At 63.3% G+C, this 15826-nt stretch carries 15 protein-coding genes; 11 read left to right on the top strand and 4 right to left on the bottom strand.

The features are described from left to right. Nucleotides 1-63 precede the first annotated feature (63 nt). Nucleotides 64-1197 (top strand): AAA family ATPase, encoded by a 1134-nt coding sequence (locus tag IB272_RS12470; protein ID WP_060586438.1) that lies wholly within the window; start codon nucleotides 64-66, stop codon nucleotides 1195-1197. Nucleotides 1198-1252: 55 nt separating this feature from the next. On the opposite strand, the gene fsa is transcribed toward IB272_RS12470, so the two are convergent. Next, a complete protein-coding gene (fsa, locus tag IB272_RS12465) occupies nucleotides 1253-1906 on the bottom strand; it encodes a fructose-6-phosphate aldolase (RefSeq protein ID WP_034802519.1) in 654 nt (217 codons plus the stop codon). Between the two features lie 179 nt (nucleotides 1907-2085). Here fsa and IB272_RS12460 point away from each other — a divergent pair, with 179 nt between their 5' ends. The 8 genes from IB272_RS12460 to IB272_RS12425 all read left to right on the top strand — a co-directional run bounded on the left by IB272_RS12460 (nucleotide 2086) and on the right by IB272_RS12425 (nucleotide 11759). Then, nucleotides 2086-4302: a primosomal protein N' gene (locus IB272_RS12460; RefSeq protein ID WP_060586436.1), complete on the top strand. Its 2217-nt coding sequence runs from the start codon at nucleotides 2086-2088 to the stop codon at nucleotides 4300-4302. A gap of 138 nt (nucleotides 4303-4440) precedes the next feature. Then, complete coding sequence (locus IB272_RS12455; RefSeq protein WP_034802512.1) at nucleotides 4441-4827, top strand: hypothetical protein; 387 nt, start codon at nucleotides 4441-4443, stop codon at nucleotides 4825-4827. A gap of 257 nt (nucleotides 4828-5084) precedes the next feature. Beyond that, on the top strand, nucleotides 5085-5651 hold the full coding sequence (locus IB272_RS12450; RefSeq protein ID WP_034802509.1) for a F0F1 ATP synthase subunit delta: 567 nt from the start codon (nucleotides 5085-5087) through the stop codon (nucleotides 5649-5651). Beyond that, on the top strand, nucleotides 5651-7180 hold the full coding sequence (gene atpA / locus IB272_RS12445) for a F0F1 ATP synthase subunit alpha (RefSeq protein ID WP_034802507.1): 1530 nt from the start codon (nucleotides 5651-5653) through the stop codon (nucleotides 7178-7180). The genes IB272_RS12450 and atpA overlap by 1 nt, the downstream gene beginning before the upstream one ends. 27 nt (nucleotides 7181-7207) lie before the next feature. Then, nucleotides 7208-8089, top strand: a complete 882-nt coding sequence (locus tag IB272_RS12440) for a F0F1 ATP synthase subunit gamma (protein WP_034802504.1) — start codon at nucleotides 7208-7210, stop codon at nucleotides 8087-8089. A gap of 24 nt (nucleotides 8090-8113) precedes the next feature. Next, nucleotides 8114-9631: a F0F1 ATP synthase subunit beta gene (atpD, locus tag IB272_RS12435; protein ID WP_034802502.1), complete on the top strand. Its 1518-nt coding sequence runs from the start codon at nucleotides 8114-8116 to the stop codon at nucleotides 9629-9631. A gap of 120 nt (nucleotides 9632-9751) precedes the next feature. Then, nucleotides 9752-10153 (top strand): F0F1 ATP synthase subunit epsilon, encoded by a 402-nt coding sequence (locus IB272_RS12430; RefSeq protein ID WP_034803086.1) that lies wholly within the window; start codon nucleotides 9752-9754, stop codon nucleotides 10151-10153. A gap of 178 nt (nucleotides 10154-10331) precedes the next feature. After that, nucleotides 10332-11759: a mannose-1-phosphate guanylyltransferase/mannose-6-phosphate isomerase gene (locus IB272_RS12425; protein ID WP_060586431.1), complete on the top strand. Its 1428-nt coding sequence runs from the start codon at nucleotides 10332-10334 to the stop codon at nucleotides 11757-11759. Nucleotides 11760-11845: 86 nt separating this feature from the next. On the opposite strand, the gene IB272_RS12420 is transcribed toward IB272_RS12425, so the two are convergent. After that, nucleotides 11846-12949, bottom strand: coding sequence for a saccharopine dehydrogenase family protein (locus IB272_RS12420; RefSeq protein WP_034802496.1), 1104 nt, complete (start codon nucleotides 12947-12949; stop codon nucleotides 11846-11848). A gap of 125 nt (nucleotides 12950-13074) precedes the next feature. Between IB272_RS12420 and IB272_RS12415 the strand changes: the two genes are divergently transcribed. Beyond that, the gene (locus IB272_RS12415; protein ID WP_034802493.1) at nucleotides 13075-13506 is read left to right on the top strand and encodes an Lrp/AsnC family transcriptional regulator; all 432 of its coding nucleotides are present in this window, start codon (nucleotides 13075-13077) and stop codon (nucleotides 13504-13506) included. A 36-nt stretch (nucleotides 13507-13542) separates the two neighbouring features. Here IB272_RS12415 and IB272_RS12410 read toward each other — a convergent pair whose 3' ends face one another. After that, entirely contained in the window at nucleotides 13543-14457 is a 915-nt protein-coding gene (locus IB272_RS12410; protein ID WP_060586430.1) for a DUF6030 family protein, read from the bottom strand. A gap of 81 nt (nucleotides 14458-14538) precedes the next feature. Continuing rightward, nucleotides 14539-14700: a hypothetical protein gene (locus IB272_RS12405; protein WP_162727342.1), complete on the bottom strand. Its 162-nt coding sequence runs from the start codon at nucleotides 14698-14700 to the stop codon at nucleotides 14539-14541. Between the two features lie 41 nt (nucleotides 14701-14741). Between IB272_RS12405 and IB272_RS12400 the strand changes: the two genes are divergently transcribed. Beyond that, nucleotides 14742-15647 carry an aminoglycoside phosphotransferase family protein gene (locus IB272_RS12400; protein WP_060586429.1) on the top strand — a complete coding sequence of 302 codons (906 nt, stop codon included), beginning with the start codon at nucleotides 14742-14744 and terminating at the stop codon, nucleotides 15645-15647. The last annotated feature ends 179 nt before the right edge of the window (nucleotides 15648-15826 follow it).

Genomic DNA, 15826 nt, shown 5'->3' with positions numbered 1-15826 from the left:
GTCGTGGCTTACGGAAACGCTGGCGGGCTTCACCCCGCGCGGCGGATCGGCTAGGTCTGAGCCATGCAGCTTCAATCCATGTTTGCCGAAAACTACCGTTCACTGAAGTCGATCCGCATGGATCTGACCGGGGTCAACCTGTTCATCGGCGAAAACGGCGTCGGCAAGTCCAATCTCTACCGGGCGCTTCAACTCGTGCAAGCCGCCACGCGGGGCACTTTGGCGCGCGAGATTGCCGAAGAGGGCGGAATGTCGTCGGCGCTCTGGAGCGGCCGCCGGCGTGCCGACAAGCCGGCGCGCATAAGGCTCGAAGCCGAGCTTCTGGACGAGGAGCGGGCCATCACCTTCCGCTACCGCATCGAGGCCGGGCTGCGTCCGCCGAAGGCTGCGGCCGGGTTCGCCTATGAGCCACAGGTCAAGGAAGAGGAACTGACGGTCGAAACCGGCCGCCGCCCGGTGACGATGATGAAACGCGTGGGCCCCGGCATCTTCGTGCGCGGCGAACGCGGGCGGATGGAGGATTATCCGGAGCAGGCGCTGACGTCCGAAACGGCGATCTCGCTGCTCGGCGATGCCGGCCATTATCCGGAGGTCGGCACCTTCCGCCGAGCGGTCGAGCAGTGGCGCTTCTTTCACGGCTTCCGCACCGACCGCGATTCGCCGTTGCGGCTGCCCTGCCTTGCAGTGACCGCGCCGATGCTCGACGAGACCGGCGTCAATATGGCGGCCGTCTTTGCAACGCTCCGCCATACGCGCGAGGACACGGTCGATCTCGACCGAGCGATCGCCGACGCGTTCGGCGGCGCTTACCTCGATGTTCCCGAGCCTGGCCAGTTCGCCGAGTTTTCGCTGGTCTTTCCGGATTTTCCCAGCCGGCCGTTTTCGCCGCGCGAGCTTTCCGACGGGCAGATGCGTTTTCTGGCGCTGGCGGCCGCACTGCTTTCCTATCGCCGGCCGCGCTTCATCGCGCTCAACGAGCCGGAGACGAGCCTGCACCCGGACATGCTGCCGGCGCTTGCCGACATGATCGCCAGCGCGTCGCGCGAAAGCCAGATCTGGATCGTCACCCATTCGGAGCGGCTGGCGCAGGAAGTGCGTCAACGCTCGGGCATTCGTCCGCGGCGAGTGATCCGCAAGGACAGCGCCACCTGGATCGACGGCATGCGGCTGACAGGGCTGATGGACGATGACGAGTAGGCAACAAAAAAGCCCGGCGCGGTGGCCGGGCTCTTTCTGAACTTTCCTGAAAGTATCAGGCGATCTTCTGGCCGGTCTTGGCCCAGTCGGCCAGGAAGGTTTCGAGGCCCTTGTCGGTCAGCGGGTGCTTGACCAGCGCCTTCAGCGTTGCCGGCGGTGCGGTGACGACGTCCGCGCCGATGAGGGCGGCTTCCTTGACGTGGTTCACGGTGCGGATCGAAGCTGCAAGGATTTCGGTCTCGTAGCCGTAGTTGTCGTAGATGTGGCGGATCTCGCGGATCAGGTCCATGCCGTCAAACGCGATGTCGTCGAGGCGGCCGACGAAAGGCGAGACGAAGGTCGCGCCGGCCTTGGCGGCGAGCAGGGCCTGGTTGGCAGAGAAGCACAGCGTCACGTTGGTCTGGTGACCGTCAGACGTCAGCGCCTTGCAGGCCTTGAGGCCGTCGAGCGTCAGCGGCAGCTTGATGCAGATGTTGTCGGCGATCTTCGAGAGAACGGCGGCTTCCTTCATCATCTCGGCGTATTCGGTTGCGGTCACTTCAGCCGAAACCGGGCCTTCGACGATGCCGCAGATTTCCTTGGTGACTTCCGTGATGTCACGGCCCGACTTCAGGATCAGCGACGGGTTGGTGGTGACGCCATCGAGGAGGCCGAGATCGTTCAGCTCACGGATTTCCTTGACGTCGGCGGTATCAACGAAAAATTTCATGGGGTCACTCCCTTGGGGCACGATTGCCGTTCGGCGCATATCTACCGGGGAGGAATTCCGTTGGCAGAGATCGCGCGCGTTGAAACTCTGGTGGAACCGTGACAAACCCTGCGGCCTGCAAGGCTGCGGTTCGCAGCGCAGTTTTCTTTAACCGAAACACGTGGCAAGGTCACGGCAAAATGACTCGCGATTCAACCGATTTATTCGGCGATTTGCTCGGGCCCGTTTCGGCCCGTCGCGTCGTGCCGGTCCTGGTGCCCATGCCGGCGCCGAAAGCCTATTCCTATGCGGTTCCCGACGGCATGGCGGTCGAAGCGGGCTCGATCGTGCAGGTGCCTCTGGGCCCCCGTCTCGTCGTCGGCGTGGTCTGGGATGGCGATGATGACGGGAGCGTCGATGCCAAGAAACTCAAGACGATCGAGAAGGCTTTCGACTGCCCGCCGTTGACGCGCGACATGCGGACCTTTCTCGATTGGGTGGCCGCCTATACCGTCACGCCGCCGGGGCTGGTGGCACGTATGGCGCTCCGCGCACCGGCGGCGTTCGATCCCGAACCGATGGTGGAGGCACTGCGTCTCACCGAGATGCGGCCGGAGCGCATGACGGCTGCGCGCGAGCGCGTAATCGCTGCCGCCAGTGACGGTTTTTCCTGGACTCGCTCGGGGCTGGCGCATGCCGCCGGCACGTCGTCGAGTGTGATCGAAGGGCTAACCCAGCAAGGCGTCTTCGAGACCGTCTTCATGGCGCCGCCGCCTGTCGTCGCCTTGCCAGATCCCGATTTCACCGCGCCCCGGCTCGAAGGCCCGCAGAAGGATGCGGCCGCCGATCTGCTGGCAGCGGTAGAGGAGGGCGGCTTCTCGGTGTCGCTGATCGACGGCATCACCGGGTCCGGCAAGACCGAGGTCTATTTCGAGGCGATCGCTGCGACCCTTCGCGCCGGCAAGCAGGTGCTGATCCTGCTTCCCGAAATCGCGCTGACGTCGAGCTTCCTCGAGCGCTTTCAGGATCGTTTTGGCGCCAAGCCCGCCGAGTGGCATTCGGACTTGGCTCCCCGCACCCGCGAAAAGGTCTGGCGTCAGGTGACGACAGGCACCGTCCGCGTCGTGGCCGGCGCCCGCTCGGCGCTGTTCCTGCCCTTCGAGGAACTGGGCCTCATCATCGTCGACGAAGAGCACGACCCTGCCTACAAGCAGGAAGATCGCGTCTTCTACAATGCGCGCGACATGGCGGTCGTTCGTGGTCGCATCACCGGCTTTCCCGTCGTGCTCGTCTCGGCGACGCCGTCGCTCGAAAGCCGGGTCAATGGCGATGTCGGCCGTTACAAGCCGATCCACCTGCCGACCCGTTTCGGCGATGCGGCGCTGCCGCGGCTCGGCGTCGTCGACATGCGTCAGCATCCGCCGGCACGCGGCGGCTTTCTGTCGCCGGTGCTCTTGAACCAGGTCGGCAAGGCGGTCGAGCGTGGCGAACAGGCGTTGCTCTTCCTCAATCGTCGCGGCTACGCACCGCTGACGCTCTGCCGCGTCTGCGGCCATCGCTTCCAGTGCCCGGATTGTTCGAGCTGGCTTGTCGAGCATCGCTTCCGCGGGCAGATCCAGTGCCACCAGTGCGGCTATTCCGAGCGCACGCCGGAAGCCTGCCCGGAATGCGGCACGCTCGATCATCTGGTGGCCTGCGGGCCGGGGGTCGAGCGCATCGCCGAAGAGGTGGAGCGGCATTTCCCCGAGGCGCGCACCATCGTGCTTTCTTCCGACCTGATGGGCGTCAAACGGTTGAGGCTGGAGCTTGAAGCCATCACGCGTGGCGAAGCCGATATCGTCATCGGCACGCAACTCGTCGCCAAGGGACATAACTTCCCCCTGATGACACTGGTCGGCATTGTCGATGCGGATCTGGGTCTTGCGAACGGCGATCCGCGTGCGGCGGAGCGGACCTTCCAGCTGCTCTCGCAGGTGACGGGTCGTGCGGGCCGAACGGGTCTCAAAAGCCTCGGCTTGCTGCAGACCTATCAGCCGCAGCATCCGGTGATGCAGGCGATCGTTTCCGGCGATGCCGACGCTTTCTACGACCGCGAGATCGCCGAGCGCGAGAAAGCGCTGCTGCCGCCTTTTGGCCGGCTTGCCTCGCTGATCGTTTCGGCCGACACGCGCCAGGATGCCGAGGGCCACGCGCGCGGCTTGCGGATGGCCGCCCCCCGCACCGAGGGTATCAGTATTCTCGGTCCGGCCGAGGCGCCGCTGGCGCTGGTGCGCGGACGGCATCGCTTCCGGCTGCTGGTGCATGGCCGGCGCAACAGCGACATGCAGGCCTTCGTCAAGGCGATGATCGCCGCCGGTCCCAAGGAGCGCGGCTCGATCAGCGTCCAGCTCGACATCGATCCGCAGAGCTTCCTGTAGTTCAAGTTTCCTGTGATCGCCGCATTCTGAAGCCCGTGGGCGATTCACAACCGGGGCGACATGCGCTAGAGGTCAGGGACGCATTGCTCCGGCCGACGACGGGGCAGCATGACAACGGGCTCATCTGCGGGAACGGGCATGGAGTTTTATATTCCGACGGAAACCGGCGAGTTCCTCGCCTTCTGCGCGGCGGCGGTCGCAGCGTTGATCGGCGTCGTCATGCTGTTTGCTCCGCGGCTGACCTTTCGCGCAGCCGGCATCGGTATTGCCGAGGGGCGGCGCGGCGGCCTTGCCGAGGCGCGCTCGACCATGGGCGGCATGCATGTGGGGCTCGGTCTTGCCGCCATTCTGCTCGCCCAGCCGATGGTTTATCTCGCTGTCGGCGCGGCCTTTGCGCTCGCCGCCTTCGGCCGAATCCTCTCGATGATGAGCGACAACGGCAGCACGCTCTACAACTGGGCGGCGCTCATCGTTCAGGCGGCACTCGCCATCCTTCCGCTCGCCTATGTCTTCGGCATGATCTGATTGCGATTGCGGGCTTCCCCGCGATTCACAGCGCAGGACCGATTTTACGGCAAAATTCGGCCAAAGGTGGCCGACTTATGCCGCATTCCTGCCCTTCGCGTGTTGCGAGTCCAAACATCCTATGCTAGACGAACCGCGAATTGCGGGGGAAGTGGGTCGCCAGGCCTCGATATCCTGCAAATTATTGCAGCAAATTCAAGACCTTAAGTTGACGGCCCACCGCCAGCGCAGTTCTTGGATGAAATTGAGAGAAGCTTGTGCCCGTGGCAGACACATCCCAGCTTATTTCCGGTGTTGCAGAAAGATATGCGTCCTCGCTTTTTGAACTCGCGCTCAGCGCCGGTTCGGTCGAGGCAGTCGGTGCGGATCTTACCCGCGTCCAGGCCCTGATCGACGGCAGCGACGATCTGAAGCGGCTGATCGCCAGCCCGGTCTTTTCTGCAGACGACCAGTTCAAGGCCATTTCGGCAGTTGCCGCGAAGGCTGGCATCTCCGGGCTCGTCGGTAACTTCCTCAAGGTCGTTGCCCGCAATCGCCGCCTCTTCGCGCTGCCGGGCATGATCAAGGCGTTCCGCCTGATCGCCGCGCGCCATCGTGGCGAAATTTCCGCCGACGTCACGTCGGCCCATGCGCTCTCCGCGGCGCAGGAAACTGAATTGAAGGCGACGCTGAAGAGCGTCACCGGCAAAGACGTGGCGGTCAACGTCACCGTCGACCCGTCTATTCTTGGAGGTCTGATCGTCAAGGTTGGGTCCCGCCAGATTGACACTTCCCTTCGCACCAAACTCTCTACCCTTAAGCTTGCACTGAAAGAGGTCGGCTGATGGATATCCGCGCCGCGGAAATTTCCGCAATTCTCAAAGATCAGATCAAAAATTTCGGCCAGGAAGCAGAAGTCTCCGAAGTCGGTCAGGTGCTTTCCGTCGGTGACGGTATTGCCCGCGTCTACGGCCTCGACAATGTCCAGGCAGGCGAAATGGTCGAATTCCCGGGTGGAATTCGCGGCATGGCGCTGAACCTCGAAGCCGACAACGTCGGTGTCGTTATCTTCGGTTCGGACCGCGACATCAAGGAAGGCGACACCGTCAAGCGGACTGGCGCCATCGTGGACGTTCCGGTTGGTCCGGAACTGCTCGGCCGCGTCGTCGACGCGCTCGGCAACCCGATCGACGGCAAGGGCCCGATCAACGCCAAGCAGCGCTCGCGCGTTGACGTCAAGGCTCCGGGCATCATTCCGCGCAAGTCGGTGCATGAGCCGATGTCGACCGGCCTCAAGGCCATCGACGCCCTCATCCCGGTTGGCCGTGGCCAGCGCGAGCTCGTCATCGGCGACCGCCAGACCGGCAAGACCGCGATCATCCTCGACACGATCCTCAACCAGAAGGCCATTCACGACAATGGTCCGGAAGGTGACAAGCTGTATTGCGTCTACGTCGCAATCGGCCAGAAGCGTTCGACCGTTGCCCAGTTCGTGAAGGTTCTGGAAGAGCGTGGCGCTCTGCAGTACTCGATCATCGTTGCTGCGACCGCTTCCGACCCGGCTCCGATGCAGTACCTCGCACCGTTCGCCGGTTGCGCGATGGGCGAATACTTCCGTGACAACGGCAAGCATGCCCTGATTGGCTACGACGACCTGTCGAAGCAGGCTGTTTCCTACCGCCAGATGTCGCTCCTGCTGCGCCGCCCGCCGGGCCGCGAAGCTTACCCGGGCGACGTTTTCTACCTGCACTCCCGTCTGCTCGAGCGCGCTGCAAAGCTGAACGACGACATGGGCGCTGGCTCGCTGACGGCTCTGCCGGTCATCGAAACGCAGGGTAACGACGTTTCGGCGTTCATCCCGACCAACGTGATCTCGATCACCGACGGCCAGATCTTCCTCGAAACCGACCTGTTCTACCAGGGCATCCGTCCGGCCGTTAACGTCGGTCTGTCGGTTTCGCGCGTCGGCTCGGCCGCGCAGATCAAGGCGATGAAGCAGGTTGCCGGCTCGATCAAGGGCGAACTCGCCCAGTATCGCGAAATGGCCGCCTTTGCGCAGTTCGGCTCGGACCTCGACGCCGCTACGCAGCGCCTGCTGAACCGCGGTGCCCGCTTGACCGAACTCCTGAAGCAGCCGCAGTTCTCGCCGCTGAAGACGGAAGAACAGGTCGCTGTCATCTTCGCAGGCGTCAACGGTTACCTCGACAAGCTGCCGGTCAACCAGGTCGGCAAGTTCGAGCAGGGCCTGCTTTCGTACATGCGTTCGGAAGGCAAGGACATCCTGGAAACCATCCGCAAGGACAAGGCGATCTCCGACGACGTCAAGGGCAAGCTGAAGGCTGCAATCGACAGCTTCGCCAAGTCTTTCGCCTGAGCGGATTTCATTTAGGACGGATAACGGATGCCTTCACTTAAGGATCTGAAGAACCGGATCGCCTCCGTCAAGGCGACGCAGAAGATCACCAAGGCGATGAAAATGGTCGCCGCGGCGAAGCTTCGGCGCGCGCAGGAGGCGGCCGAGGCCGCCCGGCCTTACTCGCAGCGTATGGCTGCCGTTCTCGCCAACATCGCCCAGGCGGTTGGCGCGGACGACAGCGCGCCTGCGCTGATGACCGGAACCGGCAAGGACGATACGCACCTTCTGGTCGTCTGCACGGCTGAACGCGGCCTTTGCGGCGGCTTCAACTCGCAGATCGCCCGTCATGCCCGCGACCACGTTCGCAAGCTGCTTGCAGCCGGCAAGACGGTCAAGATCATCTGCGTCGGCAAGAAGGGCTTCGATATTCTGCGCCGCGAATACGCGTCGCTGATCATCGATCGTGTCGACCTGCGTGAGGTCAAAAAGATCGGCTTTGAAAACGCCGACCAGATTGGCCACAAGATCATCGCGCTCTTCGAAAAGGGCGAGTTCGATGTCTGCACGCTGTTCTATTCTGAGTTCAAGTCCGTTATCGCCCAGATTCCGACGGCTCAGCAGCTGATCCCCGCTTCGGCCGGCCCGGTCGCAGCGGAAGCATCGGATGCTTCGGCCGTCTACGAATATGAGCCGGACGCGGGCGCGATCCTCAGCGATCTTATTCCGCGCAACATTTCGGTGCAGATCTTCCGGGCCTTGCTCGAGAACGTCGCCGGCGAAATGGGCGCCAAGATGAGCGCGATGGATAACGCGACGCGCAATGCTGGTGAGATGATCAACAAGCTGACGCTGAACTACAACCGTCAGCGCCAGGCTCAGATCACCAAGGAACTCATTGAAATCATCTCGGGCGCGGAAGCGCTCTAAGGTCACGAGAAGAGGGTAAGGATTATGGCTAAGGCAGCTACCCCGAAAGAAACCGCAGCGGAGAAGAAGCCCGCTGCACCGAGGAAGGCAGCTTCCGCCAAGACCGCAGCAGCAGCCGCAACCGGCGCTGTCGGTCGCGTAACGCAGGTCATCGGCGCCGTCGTCGACGTCGCGTTCGATGAAGGCCAGCTTCCGCAGATCCTGAACGCGCTGGAAACCGACAACAACGGTAACCGCCTCGTTCTCGAAGTCGCACAGCACCTCGGCGAAAACGCCGTCCGTACGATCGCCATGGACTCGACCGAAGGTCTCGTCCGCGGCCAGTCGGTCACCGACACCGGCGCACCGATCACGGTTCCGGTTGGCGACGAAACGCTCGGCCGTATCATGAACGTGATCGGCGAGCCGGTTGACGAAGCAGGCCCGCTCGTCACCTCGGGCAAGCGCGCCATCCACCAGGAAGCGCCGTCCTACGTCGAGCAGTCGACGGAAGCGCAGATCCTCGTCACCGGCATCAAGGTCGTCGACCTTCTCGCTCCTTACGCAAAGGGCGGCAAGATCGGCCTCTTCGGCGGCGCAGGCGTCGGCAAGACCGTACTCATCATGGAACTGATCAACAACGTCGCCAAGGCGCACGGTGGTTACTCGGTGTTCGCAGGCGTGGGTGAACGTACCCGCGAAGGCAACGACCTTTACCACGAAATGATCGAGTCCGGCGTTAACAAGCACGGCGGTGGCGCAGGCTCCAAGGCTGCCCTCGTGTACGGCCAGATGAACGAACCGCCGGGCGCGCGCGCTCGTGTCGCTTTGACGGGTCTGACGATCGCTGAAGACTTCCGCGACAAGGGGCAGGACGTTCTGTTCTTCGTCGACAACATCTTCCGCTTCACCCAGGCAGGTTCCGAAGTGTCGGCTCTGCTCGGCCGTATTCCGTCGGCCGTGGGTTACCAGCCGACGCTGGCGACCGACATGGGTCAGATGCAGGAACGCATCACCACGACGACCAAGGGCTCGATCACCTCGGTTCAGGCCATCTACGTTCCGGCCGACGACTTGACCGACCCGGCACCGGCAACCTCGTTCGCCCACCTGGACGCAACGACCGTTCTGTCGCGCTCGATCGCCGAAAAGGGTATCTACCCGGCCGTTGACCCGCTCGACTCGACCTCGCGCATGCTCGACCCGATGATCGTCGGCGAAGAGCACTACGAAGTGTCGCGTAAGGTGCAGACGACCCTGCAGCGCTACAAGGCGCTCCAGGACATCATCGCCATCCTGGGCATGGACGAACTGTCTGAAGAAGACAAGCTGGCCGTTGCCCGCGCTCGTAAGATCGAACGCTTCCTGTCGCAGCCGTTCTTCGTCGCCGAAGTCTTCACCGGTTCGCCGGGCAAGCTCGTCGCTCTCGAAGACACGATCAAGGGCTTCAAGGGCCTGGTCAACGGCGAGTACGACCACCTGCCGGAAGCTGCCTTCTACATGGTTGGCTCGATCGAAGAAGCGATTGAAAAGGCCAAGAAGCTGGCTGCCGAAGCCGCTTGATAGCACTGTTAAGCCTCGGCGCTGCACAAGCGCCGAGGCTTTCATCCTGTCCTTTCGCAAGGATAGGGAAGACATGCACAGCCGCCTCTCAGGTGGCGCGCCCACAAGAAGTGAATGGTCATGGCCGATTTCAACTTTGAGCTTGTTTCCCCCGAGCGCCTGCTCGTCTCCGAAAAGGTGACGGAAGTCGTCATTCCGGCGACCGAGGGCGAGATGACCGTGATGGCCAATCACGCGCCGACGATGACGACGGTGAAGCCCGGCGTGGTCACGGTGAAGCTGGCCGACGGCAAGACGGAGCGCTTTGCGGTGTTTGGCGGCTTTGCCGACATCCTGCCGACCGGCTGCACGCTGCTCGCCGAATCCGCCGTTCATGTCGATGAACTCGACCGCACGGCTCTCGAAAGCCGTATCGACGCGGTTCGTGCCGAGCTGGAAGGCGCCGGTGACGAAAAGAAGACCCGTCTGGAGCAGTTCGTCGCCGAACTGACGAAGCTTGGCGAGATTGTGATCCCGGCCTGAAAGGGACACCCGGAAGGGTGAAGCGAATGAGAAAGCCCCGCCCTCGAGCGGGGTTTTTTGTTGCCTGTTTTGCCCGATCTTGTAACCAATAGCAGCCGGACCGGCCGCTTTAGCCATTCTTCATTAGAGCTGCTGTACTGAGCCGGCATCGTTCAGCCTAGGAAGAGAGACCGTTGGCATGACGTCGAAGATTGTTCCTGTCATCATGGCCGGCGGAAAGGGCACCCGACTGTGGCCGCTCTCGCGCTCAGCCGCGCCCAAGCAGTTCCTGCAGATTCTTTCCGAGCGATCGCTGTTCCAGCAGACGCTCGAACGCGTGGGCGACCGCACGCGATACGAGCCGGCCATCGTCGTCACCAACAGCGACTTTCGCTTCATCGTCGCCGAGCAGGCCCGTACGATCGAGGCTGAGCTCGGCGACATCCTCTTGGAGCCGGTGGCGCGCAACACCGCACCGGCCCTTGCGGCCGCCGCCTTTGCAGTCCTTGGCCGCTACGGCGAAGGGGCGATCATGCAGGTGCTTGCCTCCGATCACGAGATCGATGCCGGCGTCCTCTACGAGGACTGCATCCTGAGAGCGCAGGCGGCCGCCGGGCGGGGAGAGCTGGTGACCTTCGGCATCACGCCGACCGAGCCGGCCACCGGTTACGGCTATATCGAGTGCGGCGAAGAGCTGGCCGAAGGTACGAACCGGGTGGTGCGTTTCGTCGAGAAGCCGGATCGGGCGAAAGCCGAGGCGATGATCGCGACCGGGCGCTATCTCTGGAACTCCGGCCTGTTCATGCTGCCGGTAACGCTCTTTCTCGACGAGTTGAAGCGCTTTACGCCCGAAGTCTTCGACGCAGCGAAGGCTGCCGTCGAAGGTGCCTACAAGGATCTCGATTTCACCCGGCTGCACGGCGATAGCTTTGCAGCCGCTCCGGATATTTCCGTCGACTACGCCGTTTTCGAAAAGACCGACCATGCAGCCGTTGTGCCGTCGTCCTTCCCCTGGTCGGATCTCGGAAGCTGGGATGCGGTGTGGAAGACCGGGCGCAAGGACGACGACGGCAATGTCGTCACGGACCGGGCGACGGTGTCGAACACCCGCAACTCGCTGGTTCTGTCACGCGACATTCACCTGGCGGTGCAGGGGTTGGAAGACGTGGCCGTCATCGCCGGCGAGGACGCCGTCTATGTCGGGCGGCTAGACGACAGCCAGAGCGTCGGCCATATCGTCAAGGCGCTCGCGCGTTCTCCCAAAACCGCAGCGCTGACGGAAGTGCACCCCACCGCCTACCGTCCCTGGGGCGCGGTGGCCGCGCTTTCCGACGGCGAGCGCTTCTCGGTGAAGCGGCTGCGTGTGACGCCCGGCAAGAAGATCTCCCTGCAGAAGCACCATCACCGCGCCGAGCACTGGATCGTCGTGCGCGGCACGGCGGAGATCACCATGGGCGGCGAGACGCGGCTCCTGCACGAGAACGAGTCCGTGTTCATTCCGCAGGGCACGGTGCACCGGCTGCACAACCCGGGCAAGATTCCGCTCGAGCTGATCGAGGTGCAGACCGGCTCCTATCTCGGCGACGACGACACCGTTCGCATTGAAGACGAATTCGGCCGCAACTAAGCGCATCGCATCGTTGCCGGACCGTGAAACGAAAAATGCCCGGGCTGAACCCGGGCATTGAAGTCGGCGCATCAGGACTGATTGGCTCAGCCGGCGACGCGCGCGCTCTCGCCCTTCTGGGCGTAGTAGTGACCGAAGCGGTTGGCGAGGAAGGTGTCGAGGCCGATGTCTTCCTGACGAACGAAACCCTTCTGGGCGATCTTGCCTTCGGCGAGCAGATCGAGCACGGCGCAGATGCTGCCGGCCGTGGTGATCTGGATGCCGCTCTGCATGCGACCGGCAACGACGCCGCTATAGACCTTGTTGGCGTAGGTTTCCTGGATCAGGCGACCGTCGCGGAAGCCCGAAACGGTGACGAAGATCACGACGACGTCCTGGGTGGTGGTCGGCAGCGAATTTTCGAAGATGTCCTTGAGGACTTCGCGGCGGTGACGCAGGCCGAGGTCGTTCAGCAGCGCCTTCATGATGGCGGCGTGACCCGGGTAGCGGATCGTCTTGTAGTTCAGCGTGCGGACCTTGCCCTTCAGCGTTTCGCAGAGCGTGCCGAGGCCGCCTGAGGTGTTGAAGGCTTCGTAGGTGACGCCATCAAGCGAGAATTCTTCGCGCTCTTCCATGGCCGGAACTTCGATCAGGTTGCTCTCAACGATCGCCTCGCAGGGCTCGATGTATTCGTTGATGACGCCGTCGGTGCTCCAGGTGAGGTTGTAGTTCAGAGCGTTCGACGGGTACTGCGGCAGGGCGCCGACGCGCATGCGCACGCTTTCCAGCGTCTGGAAGCGGCTGGCGAGATCGTTGGCGACGATCGAGATGAAGCCCGGTGCGAGGCCGCACTGGGGGATGAAGGCGGTGTTCGCCTTGGCGGCGATCGCCTTGACCTGGCGGGTGGATTCGACGTCTTCGGTAAGATCCAGGTAGTGGATGCCGGCTTCGGCAGCGGCTTCGGCGATTGCCACCGTCAGGTGGAACGGAGCGGCGCTGAGCACGGCGAACTTGCCGGAGAGAAGGGCGACGAGCGCCTTCTTGTCGCCGATGTCGACGGTTGCCGTCGTGATCGCGGCATGCTTTTCGACCTGTTCCAGCTGCTCGGCGGCGCGGTCGGCGACGCAGACGCTGTAGTCGCCGGTGTGGGCCAGCATGCGAGCGATGGTGGAGCCGATCTTGCCTGCTCCGATGACGACGATATTCTTCATTCTTTCCCCCGGGGTATGAGAACTGTTTGTGTCTCTATTGTCGAGGGAGGGTCTGTTGATTTGAAGCGCTGATATGACTAAATCGCCTATCTAAATTCGGCAGATTGCCCAACAGGATCGACGAAATGCAGATCACCGACAAGGATCGCGAGCTTCTCGCCATCTTGAGCGAGAACGCCCGCATGCCGACGGCGACGATTGCCCGAAGGCTTGGCCTGTCGCGCACGACGGTGCAGGCCCGTATCGAGCGCTTGGAGCGCGAAGGCATCATCGCCGGCTATGGCGTGCGCCTCTCGGAAAGCTACGAGAAGGGGCTGGTCAAGGCGCATGTGCTGATCACCATTGCGCCGCGGGCGCTCTCGCGCGTGACCCCGGAATTGAGCGCCATCCGGGAAATCCAGACGCTGCATTCGGTCAGCGGCAGCTTCGACCTGATCGCCGTGGTCGCCGCGATGTCGATCAGCGAACTCGATCTGCTGATCGATCGGATCGGCGAAATCGACGGTGTCGACCGGACGCTGTCGTCGATCATCCTCTCGACGCGGATCGACCGCTAGGCCGTCCTTCGGCTCAAGCGACAAGCGACGCGGCCGTCAGGGTGGGCTAGCGGACGGCGCAGATTCCTCTTTGTTGCTACCCGTTCCGTCGGGCACCTTGGCTGGAGCGTTCCAGGCGCTCGGTCCCCGAACGAAACTGCGCGGGCTGCCATCGCCATAGGCGAGCCACTTGCTGCGGTCGAAATATTGTTCGGCAATGTTCTTCGGGCGGGCGCGGGCGGGTTGATTGGCGAGGAAATTGTAGCGCTGCGTCTCCTCGTCGGATTCACGCTTGAGCTGGATGCGGCTGCCGAAGCGCTTGAGGTCGAACTCCCTCAGCGCCTGGATCTGCAAGGTGACGCTGGCGGCATCCGCCCAGCGCACGTGGTCGAGGAACACGGATGCCGCGCGCGCCGCCGCCGTCGTCACCGCCTGGCTGTCCTCCTGGCGCTCGATGTTGAGCTTGACCCGGAACGATGAGATCTCTTCCTCGCCGCTGCCCTTGACGAAGATGAAGATCGAGGAGGGTTTGTCCTCGCCCGGCCGGGGGAAGGAAATGAGCGAGGAGCATTCCCATTGGGCCTGTTCGCCGGCGCTCGATTTCCATTCGAGTTCCCGAAACCCGGCGTCGCGCAACTCGTCGCAAAGCGCCTTGGGGTCGCTGCGGATGGCGCGCAGGAACGGCTGCTCTGGCGTCTGCAGATCCTGGAAGGTCCAGGCGGGCAGGGCGATGCGCGGTGGCACGCGCCTCGCGCGCTTCGTGCCCGTCGTCTCGTCCGGTTTCCCCCGTTCGAGGAAGGTCGTCGGCAGGCCGAATGCGAGCAGAACCCTTTTCAGATTGCGCTGCTCGTTGGCGAGCAGGGCCGTCGCGACGATGGCGGTGACGATCAGCAGCAGGGCCACGATGAAGAAGCGCAGACCGGTGCTGCGGGCCGGCTTGCCGGCGGGCGTCTTGCCTTTGGCCGTGCTCATGCAGCCTCGCCCGCCCGATGATGGGCGATGAGCTGCGGAGCCTCCAGCGAAGGGCGATCGGTCTGCCGGGTTTCCATGATCTCAGGCTAGCAAGATGTCCAAGCTTTCTTCATCCTCGAAATCCGTCGCGGCGGCAATATGCAACCGCCGATAACCGCGCGGCGACTTTTGCATCCCGGCACAACGCGCCGGTGAATGGTTGTCGGCGTGAACTAAAAAGTTGAAATCCGGAAGCGATTGCATAGCTTGCGTCCGCAGACATTCAAACGGGGCGTACGTTCGTCATGACAGAACCGACATCCGCAACTCCCTCGATCGACGTACCACTGGTGCGCCGGCTGCTCGCGGCGCAGTTTCCGCAATGGTCGGAACTCGACGTACGGCCGATCGAACCGGGCGGCTGGGATAACAGGACGTTTCGCCTCGGCGACCGGATGACCGTCCGGTTGCCGAGCGCCGAGCACTACGTTTTGCAGGTGGAAAAGGAACATCGCTGGCTGCCGCTGCTGGCGTCGCAACTGCCGCTGCCCATTCCGGTGCCTCTCGGCAAGGGCGTGCCGGGAGAAGGTTTTCCCTGGCCCTGGTCGGTCTATCGTTATCTCCCCGGGCAAACACTGGCTGTCGAGCGGGTCGACGATGTCAGTCAGGTGGCGAAGGACCTGGCGCGGTTCCTGCGCGCGCTGATGCAAGCGGATGCCATCGGGGCACCCTTGCCCGGCGATCACAATTTCCATCGCGGCGGGCCGCCCGCCTTCTATGACGCGCAGACGCGTCAAGCGCTCACGCTGCTTGCGGACAATGTCGATACGACAGTGGCAGCAGAGGTGTGGGAGGCCGCACTTGCCGCGTCTTTCGAAGGAGCGCCTGTCTGGTTTCACGGCGATATCGCCTGGGGCAACCTGCTGGTCGAGAACGACAGCTTGAGCGGCGTCATCGACTTCGGCACCTCCGGCGTCGGGGATCCGGCCTGCGATCTGGCGATCGCCTGGACGTTTTTCGACGGCGAGAGCCGCGAGGTTTTCCGCGACGGCATGGCTCTCGATCGCGGCGCTTGGGCGCGCGGCCGCGGCTGGACCCTGTGGAAGGCGCTGATCGTCCTTGCCGACATGACTGGCGCGCCCGCGAGCGAAAAGGCAAAGCAGCGCGTGGTGATCGACGAGGTGCTTGCGGATCACCGTCGCTACGGCTGAGACCGGTTGGGCGGCGGCCAAGCGCCGACTTGACCCCGGCGCAAATTGCCTCTAGGTCAGGCGCACGCGGGACGACCCGCGTCGGTGTTTCGCCTGGGGACGGCCCCATTATCTCGACCGAGATATTGGAGACGATCGTACCATGCAGCCCCGTAGCCCGCGGCACGTCCGCGTGACCA

It is taken from the genome of Ensifer sp. ENS08 (assembly GCF_014852195.1).
Lineage (GTDB): Bacteria > Pseudomonadota > Alphaproteobacteria > Rhizobiales > Rhizobiaceae > Ensifer > Ensifer adhaerens.
The sequence above is the reverse complement of the archived record's forward strand: the minus strand, read 5'-3'. Positions and strand labels throughout refer to the sequence as shown.

Excerpts from the sequence above, each read along its gene's own strand:
- IB272_RS12420 (WP_034802496.1), bottom strand. The coding sequence starts at position 12,949 with ATGAAGAATATCGTCGTCATCGGAGCAGGCAAGATCGGCTCCACCATC.
- IB272_RS12415 (WP_034802493.1), top strand. The coding sequence starts at position 13,075 with ATGCAGATCACCGACAAGGATCGCGAGCTTCTCGCCATCTTGAGCGAG.
- IB272_RS12400 (WP_060586429.1), top strand. The coding sequence starts at position 14,742 with ATGACAGAACCGACATCCGCAACTCCCTCGATCGACGTACCACTGGTG.
- IB272_RS12470 (WP_060586438.1), top strand. The coding sequence starts at position 64 with ATGCAGCTTCAATCCATGTTTGCCGAAAACTACCGTTCACTGAAGTCG.
- IB272_RS12425 (WP_060586431.1), top strand. The coding sequence starts at position 10,332 with ATGACGTCGAAGATTGTTCCTGTCATCATGGCCGGCGGAAAGGGCACC.
- IB272_RS12405 (WP_162727342.1), bottom strand. The coding sequence starts at position 14,700 with ATGCAATCGCTTCCGGATTTCAACTTTTTAGTTCACGCCGACAACCAT.
- fsa (WP_034802519.1), bottom strand. The coding sequence starts at position 1,906 with ATGAAATTTTTCGTTGATACCGCCGACGTCAAGGAAATCCGTGAGCTG.
- IB272_RS12410 (WP_060586430.1), bottom strand. The coding sequence starts at position 14,457 with ATGAGCACGGCCAAAGGCAAGACGCCCGCCGGCAAGCCGGCCCGCAGC.
- atpD (WP_034802502.1), top strand. The coding sequence starts at position 8,114 with ATGGCTAAGGCAGCTACCCCGAAAGAAACCGCAGCGGAGAAGAAGCCC.
- IB272_RS12455 (WP_034802512.1), top strand. The coding sequence starts at position 4,441 with ATGGAGTTTTATATTCCGACGGAAACCGGCGAGTTCCTCGCCTTCTGC.
- IB272_RS12440 (WP_034802504.1), top strand. The coding sequence starts at position 7,208 with ATGCCTTCACTTAAGGATCTGAAGAACCGGATCGCCTCCGTCAAGGCG.
- atpA (WP_034802507.1), top strand. The coding sequence starts at position 5,651 with ATGGATATCCGCGCCGCGGAAATTTCCGCAATTCTCAAAGATCAGATC.
- IB272_RS12430 (WP_034803086.1), top strand. The coding sequence starts at position 9,752 with ATGGCCGATTTCAACTTTGAGCTTGTTTCCCCCGAGCGCCTGCTCGTC.
- IB272_RS12460 (WP_060586436.1), top strand. The coding sequence starts at position 2,086 with ATGACTCGCGATTCAACCGATTTATTCGGCGATTTGCTCGGGCCCGTT.